General features: G+C 70.2%; 11 protein-coding genes. 3 read left to right on the top strand and 8 right to left on the bottom strand.

Going from position 1 to position 11,096, the window contains the following annotated elements; all coding sequences use genetic code 11:
* Positions 1-164 precede the first annotated feature (164 nt).
* From CKO43_RS23345 to CKO43_RS23315, 7 genes are all read right to left on the bottom strand, one after another.
* A complete protein-coding gene (locus CKO43_RS23345) occupies positions 165-935 on the bottom strand; it encodes an ABC transporter permease (RefSeq protein WP_200231575.1) in 771 nt (256 codons plus the stop codon).
* Positions 936-942: 7 nt separating this feature from the next.
* Entirely contained in the window at positions 943-1,755 is an 813-nt protein-coding gene (locus CKO43_RS23340) for an ATP-binding cassette domain-containing protein (RefSeq protein WP_200380139.1), read from the bottom strand.
* Positions 1,752-2,795 carry an ABC transporter substrate-binding protein gene (locus tag CKO43_RS23335; protein WP_242481314.1) on the bottom strand — a complete coding sequence of 348 codons (1,044 nt, stop codon included), beginning with the start codon at positions 2,793-2,795 and terminating at the stop codon, positions 1,752-1,754. The genes CKO43_RS23340 and CKO43_RS23335 overlap by 4 nt, the downstream gene beginning before the upstream one ends.
* A 98-nt stretch (positions 2,796-2,893) precedes the next feature.
* Positions 2,894-4,150, bottom strand: coding sequence for a M20/M25/M40 family metallo-hydrolase (locus CKO43_RS23330; RefSeq protein WP_200380138.1), 1,257 nt, complete (start codon positions 4,148-4,150; stop codon positions 2,894-2,896).
* The gene (gene uraD, locus CKO43_RS23325; RefSeq protein WP_200380137.1) at positions 4,147-5,919 is read right to left on the bottom strand and encodes a 2-oxo-4-hydroxy-4-carboxy-5-ureidoimidazoline decarboxylase; all 1,773 of its coding nucleotides are present in this window, start codon (positions 5,917-5,919) and stop codon (positions 4,147-4,149) included. The genes CKO43_RS23330 and uraD overlap by 4 nt, the downstream gene beginning before the upstream one ends.
* Positions 5,916-6,881 carry an allantoinase PuuE gene (gene puuE / locus CKO43_RS23320; RefSeq protein ID WP_200231579.1) on the bottom strand — a complete coding sequence of 322 codons (966 nt, stop codon included), beginning with the start codon at positions 6,879-6,881 and terminating at the stop codon, positions 5,916-5,918. The genes uraD and puuE overlap by 4 nt, the downstream gene beginning before the upstream one ends.
* Complete coding sequence (locus tag CKO43_RS23315; RefSeq protein WP_200380136.1) at positions 6,878-7,609, bottom strand: GntR family transcriptional regulator; 732 nt, start codon at positions 7,607-7,609, stop codon at positions 6,878-6,880. The genes puuE and CKO43_RS23315 overlap by 4 nt, the downstream gene beginning before the upstream one ends.
* 61 nt (positions 7,610-7,670) lie before the next feature.
* Between CKO43_RS23315 and uraH the strand changes: the two genes are divergently transcribed.
* Together uraH and CKO43_RS23305 are read left to right on the top strand one after the other, a co-directional pair.
* Entirely contained in the window at positions 7,671-8,024 is a 354-nt protein-coding gene (gene uraH / locus CKO43_RS23310) for a hydroxyisourate hydrolase (protein ID WP_200380135.1), read from the top strand.
* 161 nt (positions 8,025-8,185) lie between these two features.
* Entirely contained in the window at positions 8,186-9,379 is a 1,194-nt protein-coding gene (locus tag CKO43_RS23305; RefSeq protein ID WP_200380134.1) for a urate hydroxylase PuuD, read from the top strand.
* A gap of 19 nt (positions 9,380-9,398) precedes the next feature.
* Here the strand turns inward: CKO43_RS23305 and CKO43_RS23300 are convergent, their stop codons facing one another.
* Positions 9,399-9,905 (bottom strand): phenolic acid decarboxylase, encoded by a 507-nt coding sequence (locus CKO43_RS23300; RefSeq protein WP_242481313.1) that lies wholly within the window; start codon positions 9,903-9,905, stop codon positions 9,399-9,401.
* Positions 9,906-10,029: 124 nt separating this feature from the next.
* Between CKO43_RS23300 and CKO43_RS23295 the strand changes: the two genes are divergently transcribed.
* Entirely contained in the window at positions 10,030-10,914 is an 885-nt protein-coding gene (locus tag CKO43_RS23295; protein ID WP_200380133.1) for a LysR family transcriptional regulator, read from the top strand.
* Positions 10,915-11,096: the final 182 nt, after the last annotated feature.

Raw genomic sequence — 11,096 nt, 5'->3', positions numbered from 1 at the left:
CGCTGCCGACCAGGCCGATGGCGCCGGCCCCGGCGCCACGCGCCTGCAGCGCCAGCGGCAGCAGCGTCGCGCCGAGACCGAACTGGCCCAGCTGCGCCAGCAGCGAGACCGTGTTCAGCGCGACCAGGCTGCGCCAGGCGGTGGCCATGCCCGGCGCGCTCCGCTCAGTGGTTCTGCGAGCCGCGGTGCGCCCAGCCGGTGGTGCGCTTCTCGACCCAGGAGAACAGCTCGTACATCACCATCGCCATCGCGCCGATGGTCACCAGCCCGGCAAAGGCCAGCGGCATGCGCTGCTGGCTGCCGGCGGTCTGCATCAGATAGCCGATGCCGGAGTCGCCGGCGGTCATCTCGGCGAGCACGGTGCCGACGAAAGCGAGCGTGATCGCGATCTTCAGCGAGCCGAAGAAATACGGCAGCGAACGCGGCAGCCCGACCTTGACCAGCACGTCCCAGCGTTTGGCGCCGAGCACACGCAGCACGTCTTCGAGCTCGGGCTCCAGCGTCGCCAGCCCGGTGGCGATGTTCACCGTGATCGGGAAGAACGAGATCAGGAAGGCCGTCAGGATGCCCGGCCCCAGGCCGATGCCGAACCAGACGACGAGGATGGGCACGACCGCCGCCTTGGGCACGGCGTTGAAACCGATCAGCAGCGGGTACAGCGCCGCATACGCCGCACGCGAGCTGCCGACCAGAAAGCCCAGCAGCACGCCGACGACGATGGCGAGCACGAAGCCCAGCATCGTCACCCAGAAGGTCTTCCACGCGGCTTCGAGCAGCGGGCCGCCGAACTCGGTGAACTCGCGGCCGATCTGCAGCGGGCTCGGGAAGATGAATTCGGGGATGTCGAAGCCGGCGACGAACAGCTCCCACAGCAGCAGCAGCAGCGCCAGCAGGCCCCAGGGCGCCCAGCGTTCGAAGTTCTTGCCGAGTTTCATGCGGGCCTCATTGCGGGACGGCGGCGCCGCTCTTGCGGATCGCGCCGATGTGGCCACGCAGCTCGTGCACGATCTCGGTGAACGCGCTGGTGTAGGTGATCTCGAGGTCGCGCGGGCGCGGCAGCTCGATCTCGCGGCGCACGACGAAACGCCCCGGGCTCCTGCTCATCACGTAGACGGTGTCGGCGAGGAAGACGCTCTCGCGCAGGTCGTGGGTGACGAGGATGACGTTGAACTTCTGCGCCGCCTGCAGGTCGCGCAGCGTGCACCACAGCTCCTCGCGCGTGAAGGCGTCGAGCGCGCCGAAGGGCTCGTCGAGCAGCAGCATCTTGGGCTCGTGGATCAGCGCGCGGCAGATGCTGGCGCGCTGCTGCATGCCGCCCGACAGCTGCCACGGGAACTTGTCCTCGTAGCCGGCCAGGCCCACGCTGGCGAGCAGCGCACGCGCCTTCTCGACGTACTCGGCGCGCTTGCTGCGAAAGCTGCTGCGGTAGGGCTCGACGATCTCCAGCGGCAGCAGCACGTTGGCCAGCGTCGTGCGCCAGGGCAGCAGGCTGGGCGCCTGGAAGGCCATGCCGGTGATCTTCAGCGGGCCGGTGACCTCGCGCCCGCCGATGATGATCGTGCCCCGGCTCGGCCGCTTCAGCCCGGTGGCGAGCTTCATGAACGTCGACTTGCCGCAGCCGGAAGGGCCGACGATGGCGATGAACTCGCCTTCGCCCACCTGCAGCGAGATGTCTTCGACGGCGTACTGGCCGGCGGCCTCGAGCTCGTCGTTGTAGGCGAGCCAGACCTCGCGGAAGTCGACGAAGGCGCTCACTTCTTGACCGGCGGAAGGATGTTGAGTTCGGCCTTGTGCGGCAGGTAGGCGTCGGTCCAGACCGAGGTCGGGTTGACGCGTGTCTTGGTCGCGAACGCGTCCGAGACCTGCGAAGCCATCAGCGCCAGCCGGCCCGGAACGGCCTGGCCGAAACCTTCGATGCGGGCGTCGGGGCTGGCGACGACGGCGTCGATCGCCATCTTCAGGCGCCGCTTCTCGAGCTCGACGTTGATGATGCCGTCGCGTGCCTTGACGTAGTCGATGGACGCGTCGGGGTTGGCCATCACGTCCTTGGCGCCCTTGGCGAAGGCAGCGAGGAAGGCTTTGACCGCCGCCGGGTTCTCCTTCAGCAGCTTGGGGCTGGCGATGATGACGTTGCCGTAGAGCTTCACGCCGTACTGGGCGTAGGGCAGCACGACGATGTCCTGGGGCTTGATGCCGCGCGCCTCGAGGTTGAGCAGCGAGGTGAACGAGAAGCCGGTGATGGCGTCGACGTCGCCACGCGCGAGCATGGTCTCGCGCAGCGGCGGGTCCATGCTGACCCAGGTGACGTTGGCGACCTTGTTCGCCTTGGCGAAGATCGGCCAGCCACGGCGGCCGGCGTCGAAGACCGGGGCGCCGAGCTTCTTGCCGTTCAGGTCGGCGGGCTTGGTGATGCCGCTCTTCTTCAGCGCCAGCACCGCGGCCGGCGTGTTGTTGTAGACCATCATCACCGCGACCGGCTTGTTCGCAGCGTCGGGGTTGTTGGCGTGGAACTCCATCAGCGCCGCCAGGTCGGCGAAGCCCATGTCGTAGCTGCCCGAGGCCACGCGCGTGACGGTGCCGCCCGAGCCGTTGCCGGCGTCTATCGTGACGTCCAGGCCGGCGGCCTTGTAGTAGCCCTTGGCCTGCGAGGCCAGGAACAGCGCGGCCGGGCCTTCGAAGCGCCAGTCGAGCTGGAACTTGATCGGCGTGGCGGCCTGGGCGAGCGCCAGTGCGGGCGCGGCGAGCAGCGCGGCAGCAGCGAGCAGGCTGCGGCGCTTCAGCGGGAACAGGGACATGTCGGGCGGGCTCCGTGGTTGACGACCGGGGACTTCTGTATGCAAAACGCAAGTTCCATGCTCACCCGTGACCCGCCCGCGCGGGCGCTGCGGCGGCCCTATGCGTCGGCGCGGTGCACGGCTGCGGACAGCAGGTCGAACAAGGTGCGCGCGACTACACGCGTCGCACCGCGCAGGTCCGTCAGCTCGAGGTGTTCGTCGGCACGTTTGGCATTGCTCTCGAGCACGGTGCGCGGGCCGGCGCCGTAGATCACCGCCGGCACGCCGTGCGCGCCGTACAGGCGCACGTCGGTGTACAGCGGCGTGCCCGAGACCTCGACCGGGTGGCCGAAAACGGTCTGCGCGTGCTGCTGCAGCGCCGCGACCAGCGCACCGTTGCCGGCCTGCGGCTTGAGCGCCTGAGCCAGCAGGATGCGGCGCATCTCCAGCCGCACACCGGGTGAGGCGGCGACGGCCTGCTCGATCAGCGTGCGCAGCTCGGCTTCGACGGCGGCAGCGTCTTCCTCGGGGATCATGCGGCGGTCGAGTTTCAGCAGCACCTTTCCGGGCACGACGTTGGTGTTGCTGCCGCCTTCGATGCGGCCGACGTTGAGATACGGGTGCGTGATGCCGGCGACCTGCGAGTGCCGCGTGCGCAGCACATCGTTGTGCGCGTACAGCGCCGCGAGCAGTTTGGTCGCCGCCTGCAGCGCGTCGACGCCGGTCTGCGGATACGCGGCGTGCGAAGCCAGGCCGTGCAGCATGACTTCGAACTGCAGGCAGCCGTTGTGCGCGGTGACGATCTGGTGGCTGAAACCGGCGGCGATCAGCAGGTCGGGTTTCGTCAGGCCGTTCTCCAGCAGCCAGCCGGGGCCGAGTTCGCCGCCGAACTCCTCGTCATAGGTGAAGTGCAGTTCCACCGCACCGGCCAGCGGCAGGCCCAGCGCCTCCAGCGCGCGCAGCGCGAAGGTGTAGGTCGCGAAGTCGCTCTTGCTGACCGCCGAGGCGCGGCCGTAGAGCTTGCCGGCTACGACGGCGCCGCCATACGGCTCCTGCGTCCAGCCTTCGCCCGGCGGCACGACGTCGCCGTGGGCGTTGAGCGCGATCGTCGGGCCACCTGCGGCAAAACGCCGGCGCACGATCAGGTTGGTCAGCGACTGCAGGCCGTAGGCGTGCACACGTTCGGCCGGCACCGGGTGGCGTTCGGCTTCGTAGCCGAAACCGGCCAGCAGTTCGGCCGTGCGTTCGGCGTGCGGCGCGTTGTTGCCGGGCGGCGTGTCGGTGGGCAAGCGCACCAGTTGCTGCAGGAAGGCCACTTCGTCGTCGAAGTGGCTCTCGATCCAGGCGTCGAGTGCGTCGTAGGCGGTGGTGGTCATTCGCGGGCGAGGTGGGCGAGCAAGGTGGCGAAGGCGGCGACGGCAAGTTCGGCGTCGTCGTCGGTCACGGTTTCGAGCGGGTTGTGGCTGATGCCGAGTTCGCCGCCGCGCACGAAGAGCATCGCTTGCGGCAGCAGCCGGTGCAGCGTCATCGCGTCGTGGCCGGCGCCGCTGGGCAGGCGCTGCACCGGCAGGCCGAGTGCGGCGACGGCGGCTTCCCAGCGTGCCTGCCAGGCCGGTGCGCAAGGGGCGGCCGGCGCCTGCATCGTCGGCGTCAGCGTGTAGCTCACGCCGCGGCGGACGCAGATGGCTTCGAGTTCGGCCAGCACCGCGTCGGCGACGGCGTCGCGTGCCGCGTCGGTCGTCGCGCGGATGTCCAGGCTGATGCGGCAGCGTCCCGGCACGACGTTGATCGAGCCGGCGGGCACGTCGAGCATGCCGACGGTGGCAACGGCATCGGGCTCGGCGGCGGCGCAGCGTTCGGCGGCGAGCACGAACTCGGCGGCGGCGCAGGCGGCGTCGCGACGGCGGCCCATCGGCGTGGTGCCGGCGTGGCTGGCCAGGCCGCTGATCTCGCCGGTCCAGCGGCGGCTGCCGTTGATCGAGGTGACGACACCCAGCGGCAGGCCGAGTTCGGCCAGCACCGGGCCTTGTTCGATGTGGACCTCGACGAAGCCGAGGTAGTGCGCCGGGTCGCGGCGTTCGGCGGCGATGGCCTCCAGCGTCGCCGGCAGGCCGGCGCTGCGCATCGCGTCGCGCATCGACACGCCGGCGGCGTCTTCCTGGTCCAGCCAGGCGGGATGGAAGTCGCCGGTGAGCGCGCTCGAGCCGAGGAAGGTGGCGGCGTAGCGCTGGCCTTCTTCTTCGGCGAAAGCGACCAGCTCGATGGCGAACGGCAGGCGCCGGCCTTCGGCCTTCAGCGCGGCGACGGCTTCGAGGGCGACCAGGATGCCCAGCCGGCCGTCGTAGCGCCCGCCGTTGCGCACGGTGTCGTAGTGGCTGCCGGTGAGCAGCCGCGGCGCGCCGGGCGTGGCGGCTTCGTAGACGCCGACGACGTTGCCCACCGCGTCTTCGCGCACGCTGTCGAAGCCGCATTCCTGCATCCAGCGTGCGAGCAGGCGCGCGCAGTCGCGGTGCGCGGCGCTGAGGTAGGTGACGGTGAGTTCGCCGCGTTCGGCCCAGGGCGGCTCGCTGAACGCGGCCAGCGCCTCGGCCAGGTCCCAGACGCGGCGGCCCCGATGCGGCTGGGTGTCGAACTTCTCGGCCAGGCGGATCTCGGCGATGCGATGCACCTGGCGCAGGCACTCGGCGAACTCGATGTCCGGGTGCGACGGAAGCCGGCGCTGCAGCGTGGCGATGATCTCGCTGCGGCTCAGCCCGCGGCCACGCGAGCCCCGCACCGCGACGATGAAGGGCCAGCCGAAACGGTCGTTGTAGGCCGCGTTCAGGCGCTGGATGGTGGCGAACTCCTCGGGCGTGCAGGCGGCGAGGCCGGCGCGCTGCTGCTCGCCGCTGCTCTCGGCCGTCAGCGTGCCGGCGACCATGGCCTTGCCGGCAAGCTCCGGGTGGGCGCGCAGCAGCGCCAGTTGCGCGTCGCGGCCGGCAGCGTGCACCGCCTGCACCAGCGCGTTTTTCAGCGCGGCCAGCGTGGCGTACGGGCGTTGCTCGAAAGCCGCCGCGGCGATCCACGGCGAATGTTCGTAGACGCCGGCCAGCAGCGCGACGAACTCGTCGTGCGAGGCGGCGTTCAGCTCGGCCAGCGTGCTCATCGGCCGTCCCAGACGTGGGCGGTGGTCGGGTCGAAAGGATGGTGTTCGGCCCAGTGGCGCGCGATGTCGATGCGGCGGCAGACCCACACGCCTTCGTGCGCGCCGATGTGGTCCAGGAAACGCTGCAGCGCGGCGATGCGCGCCGGCCGGCCGAGCACGCGGCAGTGCATGCCGACGCTCATCATCTTCGGCCGGTCCAGGCCGGCCGGGTCGCCTTCGGCGTAGAGCGCGTCGAAGCTGTCGCGCAGGTAGGTGAAGAAGTGCTCGGCGGTGTTGAAGCCCTGCACCTGCACGCAGCGCATGTCGTTGGTGTCCAGCGAATACGGCACGACGAGCTGCGGCGCCAGGCCGCCGTCGCTCTTGCGCACGTTCAGCCAGAACGGCAGGTCGTCGCCGTAGTAGTCGCTGTCGTATTCGAAGCCGCCGTGGTCGGCGACCAGGCGGCGCGTGTTCGGGCTGTCGCGGCCGGTGTACCAGCCCAGCGGCCACTGACCGCCGGTGATGCGGCGCAGCTTCTCGGTGGCCAGGGCGATGTGTTCGCTTTCCACCGCTTCGTCGACTGCCTGGTAGTGGATCCAGCGCAGGCCGTGGCTGGCGATCTCGTCGCCGCGTTCGACGAAGACCTGGGCGATCTCGGGGTAGCGCTCCAAGGCGTCGGCAACGCCGAAGACGGTGAGCGGCAGGCCGCGGCGCTCGAACTCGCGCAGGATGCGCCAGACGCCGGCGCGCGAGCCGTACTCGTACATCGACTCGATCGTCATGTGCCGGTTCGGGAAGGGCTGGGCGTTGATCAGCTCCGACAGAAAGGTCTCGCTCGCCGGGTCGCCGTGCAGCGGGTTGTTCTCGCCGCCTTCTTCGTAATTGAGGACGAACTGGACGGCGATGCGCGCGCCGCCGGGCCAGCGCGCGTGCGGCGGGTTGCGGCCGTGGCCGCGCAGGTCGCGGGGGTAGGTGGTGCTCATGCGGCGGGTCTCAGCACGTCGGCGAGGTCGCCGACTCGGGGATGGCGTTGCAGGTTGCCGACGACGTTGCCCAGGTGCTCGGCCATCAGGCGCGAGGCGGCCTCGGCGTCGCGGCGATCGATGGCGTCGACGATCAGCACGTGTTCGTCCTGGGAGTGGCCGGCGGCGTCGGCCGACTGGTACATCAGCGCGATCAGCGAACAGCGGCTCAGCAGGTCGGCCAGCAGTTCGGCGAGCACGGCGTTGTCCAGGCGCTGGGCCAGCAGCACGTGGAAGTGGCCCAGCAGCCGGGTGCGGCCGGCGACGTCGTGGCGCAGCACGGCGTCGGCTTCGGCGTGCAGGTGCGCGCGCAGCGCCTCGAGGTCCTCGGCACGCGCGCTGGCACAGAGCTCGCGCACCATGCCGGTTTCCAGCAGCCGGCGGGCTTCGAAGACCTGGCGCGCTTCGTCGACGCTGGGCCGGGCGACGAAGGCGCCGCGCGCGGGCTCCAGCGTCACCAGGCGGTCGCGGCTCAGGCGGTTCAGCGCCTCGCGCACCAGCGTGCGCGAGACGCCGAAGAGGTCGGCCACCGCCTGCTCGGCGAGTTTGGTGCCGGGCATCAGCCGGCGCTCGACGATGGCGGTGGTGATGGTGTCGACGATCTGCTGCGTCGTCGCGCCGGCACCGTGCGCACGTTTGGGCGCCTCGTCGGGCGCGAGTGGCAGGGGTTCGGCGGGGCGGCGCGGCATGGTGTTGGCGACTGTGAACAATAGTGTATACACTTTGGTCGACAACACGAACGGACTCTGCATGGCACACCTCAGCACCCACGTGCTCGACACCGCGCACGGTTGTCCCGCGGCCGGCATGGTGGTGACGCTGCAGCGCCTGCACGGCGACGCGGCGACGACCCTGAAGCACGTGGCGCTGAACGCCGACGGCCGCGCCGACGGGCCGTTGCTGGCCGGTGCCGAGATGGCCGCCGGGCGTTACCGGCTGCTGTTCGAGGTGGCGCCCTACTTCCGGGCGCGTGGTGTCGAACTGCCCGAGCCGCCCTTCCTGGACACGGTGACGCTGGACTTCGGCATCGCCGACGCTGCCGGCCACTACCACGTGCCGCTGCTCGTCAGCCCGTGGAGCTACTCGAGCTACCGCGGCTCGTGAACGGGGCACGGCGCTTGCAAGGCCCGACGCGTTAACCTGTCTTCCGCAGTCGCCGTGGGCGGGCGGCCCCGGGAAATCCCGTCAGGCCGCCCTCGGCGCGACACGAACCGGCTCAGAGCGCCCGCCGTGGTGAGCCACCTCGCTTCGCGACGATTTCTCCTATGGAAACCTATCTCCTCGACTGGGCCAACCTGCTGCTGCGCTGGGCCCACGTCGTCACCGCCATCGCCTGGATCGGCTCCTCGTTCTACTTCGTCTTCCTGGACAGCAGCCTGCTGCCGCCGCGCGACCCGGAGTTGAAACGCAAGGGCGTCGACGGCGAACTGTGGGCGGTGCACGGCGGCGGCTTCTACAACCCGCAGAAGTACCTCGTCGCGCCCAAGACGCTGCCCGAGCACCTGCACTGGTTCTACTGGGAAAGCTACAGCACCTGGCTGACCGGCTTCGGGCTGTTCACGGTGCTCTACCTGTTCCAGGCCGGCAGCTTCCTCGTCGACCGCACGCGGCTGGACTGGGCGACGGGTGCCGCGGTGGCGGCAGCGCTGGCCTTCCTGGCGGTGTTCTGGGTCGTCTACGACCTCATCTGCCGCACGCTGGGGCGGCGCACCGGCGGCGACAGGTTGGTCGGCGCGGCGATCGCGGTCGTCGTCGTCTTCGCCGCCTGGCTGGCCTGCCAGCTGTTCGCCGGGCGCGCGGCCTTTTTGCTGGTCGGCGCGATGATGGCCACGGCGATGAGCGCCAACGTGTTCTTCTGGATCATCCCGGGGCAGCGCACCGTCATCGCGCAGATGAAGGCCGGGCAGCCGGTGGACCCCGTGCACGGCCAGCGCGCCAAGCAGCGCAGCGTGCACAACACCTACTTCACGCTGCCGGTGCTGGTGGCGATGCTGTCCAACCACTACGGCTGGTTGACGCAGGGCACGCACAACTGGCTGGTGCTGGTGGTCTTGATGGCCGCCGGCGCGGCGATCCGCCAGTTCTTCGTCGCGCGGCACAAGGCGAAGCTGAAGGGCGTGCAGCCGCCCTGGGGCTACGCGGCGGCCGGCGTCGTGCTGATCGTCGCCTTGATCGTCTGGCTGGCGCCGGCGCCGCGTGCGCCGCAGGCGGCAGACGCCGCGCCGGTGACGCTGGCCCAGGTGCAGGCCGTCGTCGAGCAGCGCTGCGTGATCTGCCACAACGCGCAGCTGCAGCAGAAGAACGTCGCGCTGCACACGCCGGAGCTGCTGCGCCAGCACGCGCAGGCGGTCTACCAGCAGGCGGTGGTGCTGAAGGCGATGCCGCTGAACAACGCGACGGGCATCAGCGACGACGAGCGTGCGCTGCTGGCGCGCTGGTACGAAGGCGGCGCCCGCTGAGCGGGCGCCGCGGCGGCGCTCAGCGCAGGTTGGCGGGGTAGCCGGCCGGCAGCTCGCTGGCGGCGCGGTCGATCACGGTCTCGTCGTCGGGGCCGCAGTCGCGCACCAGGGTGATCGTCGCGAACTCGTCGATGACCTCGGTCGGGTAGGCCGGGCCGGCTTCGCGGTAGGCCACCATCTGCGGGATGTGATCGTTCTGGAAGCAGACCGTCTTCTTCGGGTCCTGGATCACCCAGCGCGGGAAGAAGATGGTGCCGTGGTAGACCATGTCGTCGAGGTTGGCGATCAGGCTGACGTCGGTGCCGGTGGGCTCGGTCCAGGAGATCTTCCAGACGTTCTCGGCGACGCGGGCGATGTACACACGCTGGTCCTTCACCCAGCGGCCACCGACGATGCCGGAGTGGATGCGGTAGTCGATCGTCTGCGCGTTCTTGACGTAGATCTCGTAGTTCCAGCCGTTGTCGTAGGTGTAGACGATGTGCTTGCCGACGAAGCGGGACAGGTCGTGCGGGTCGAAGCGGGCCATGAGTTGCTCCAGGTGTATGGCCGGGGCTCCGGCCTATGGATCCAGCTTATGGCGGTCAATTCGATGGATGAGCGCGATATCTCGATCTGACCGATTCGATTTTCAGATCGATTAAGCTCGCGCCATGCTGCCCGCGACGACCCTCGAACAATGGGCGGTGCTGCAGACCATCGTCGAGACCGGCAGCTACGCCAAGGCCGCCGAGCAGCTGCACCGCAGCCAGTCCTCGATCAGCTACGCCGTCGCCGCCTTGCAGCAACGCCTGGGCGTGTCGCTGCTCGAACTGCGTGGCCGGCGTGCGGTGCTGAGCGTCGCTGGCGAGTCGCTGCTGGCGCAGGTGCGGCCGCTGCTGAAGAACTTCGGCGAGATCGAGATGCGCGCGCGCGGCCTGCAGGCCGGCGAGCGCACGGCGCTGACGCTGATCGTCGACAGCGTGTTCCCGAAGGAACTGCTGTTCGCGGCGCTGCGGGGTTTCCAGCAGCGCCATGCGGCGGTGAAGCTGCACGTCACCGAGGTGCTGCGCACCGAAAGCGAGCCGATGCTGGCGGCGCACGATGCCGACCTGTACCTGATCACCCAGCGCCCCGACGACCCGGCGGCCAGCGACTTCCTGCTGTCGGTGGACTTCGTCGCCGTCGCCGAGCCGGGGCACGCGCTGCATGCCGTCGAGGCGCCGCTGAGCGCGGCGCAGCTGGAGGCGCACCCGCTGGTCGTCATCGCCGACCGGCAGCTGCAGCGGCTGATCAAGGCGCACCCGGCGTCGCTGTGGTCGTTCACGACCATCGACGCGGCGATCGAGGCGGTGGCGCGCGGTGTCGGCTACGGCTGGCTGCCGCTGCACCGCATCCAGCCGCTGCTCGACGACGGCCGGCTGCGCCGCCTGCCGCTGGCGACGCAGCGCCTGCGCAAGACCCCGCTGTATCTGGTCTACGGCGACGAGTCACTGAGCCTGGACCCGGTGGTCGCGACGCTGGCGGCGCTGATCCGCAGCGTCTGCAGCGAGCGCTGAACAGCGCCGCGGCGGGCCCGCCGCCCGCGCCTCAGTCGGGCTGGTCGAGCTGCCAGACCGTCGTGCCCCAGTCGCCGCCCAGTTCGGGCATCACCGTGCCCGCCACGAAGCGCCGTCGCGCCGGTGCGGCCGGCGTGGTCCACCAGCCGGTGCGTGGGCAGGGTTCACCGGCGATGCAGCGC

It is taken from the genome of Rubrivivax gelatinosus, assembly GCF_016583785.1.
GTDB lineage: Bacteria > Pseudomonadota > Gammaproteobacteria > Burkholderiales > Burkholderiaceae_C > Rubrivivax > Rubrivivax gelatinosus_B.
The sequence above is the reverse complement of the archived record's forward strand: the minus strand, read 5'-3'. Positions and strand labels throughout refer to the sequence as shown.

Excerpts from the sequence above, each read along its gene's own strand:
- CKO43_RS23345 (WP_200231575.1), bottom strand. The coding sequence starts at position 935 with ATGAAACTCGGCAAGAACTTCGAACGCTGGGCGCCCTGGGGCCTGCTG.
- CKO43_RS23335 (WP_242481314.1), bottom strand. The coding sequence starts at position 2,795 with ATGTCCCTGTTCCCGCTGAAGCGCCGCAGCCTGCTCGCTGCTGCCGCG.
- CKO43_RS23330 (WP_200380138.1), bottom strand. The coding sequence starts at position 4,150 with ATGACCACCACCGCCTACGACGCACTCGACGCCTGGATCGAGAGCCAC.
- uraD (WP_200380137.1), bottom strand. The coding sequence starts at position 5,919 with ATGAGCACGCTGGCCGAGCTGAACGCCGCCTCGCACGACGAGTTCGTC.
- puuE (WP_200231579.1), bottom strand. The coding sequence starts at position 6,881 with ATGAGCACCACCTACCCCCGCGACCTGCGCGGCCACGGCCGCAACCCG.
- CKO43_RS23315 (WP_200380136.1), bottom strand. The coding sequence starts at position 7,609 with ATGCCGCGCCGCCCCGCCGAACCCCTGCCACTCGCGCCCGACGAGGCG.
- uraH (WP_200380135.1), top strand. The coding sequence starts at position 7,671 with ATGGCACACCTCAGCACCCACGTGCTCGACACCGCGCACGGTTGTCCC.
- CKO43_RS23305 (WP_200380134.1), top strand. The coding sequence starts at position 8,186 with ATGGAAACCTATCTCCTCGACTGGGCCAACCTGCTGCTGCGCTGGGCC.
- CKO43_RS23300 (WP_242481313.1), bottom strand. The coding sequence starts at position 9,905 with ATGGCCCGCTTCGACCCGCACGACCTGTCCCGCTTCGTCGGCAAGCAC.
- CKO43_RS23295 (WP_200380133.1), top strand. The coding sequence starts at position 10,030 with ATGCTGCCCGCGACGACCCTCGAACAATGGGCGGTGCTGCAGACCATC.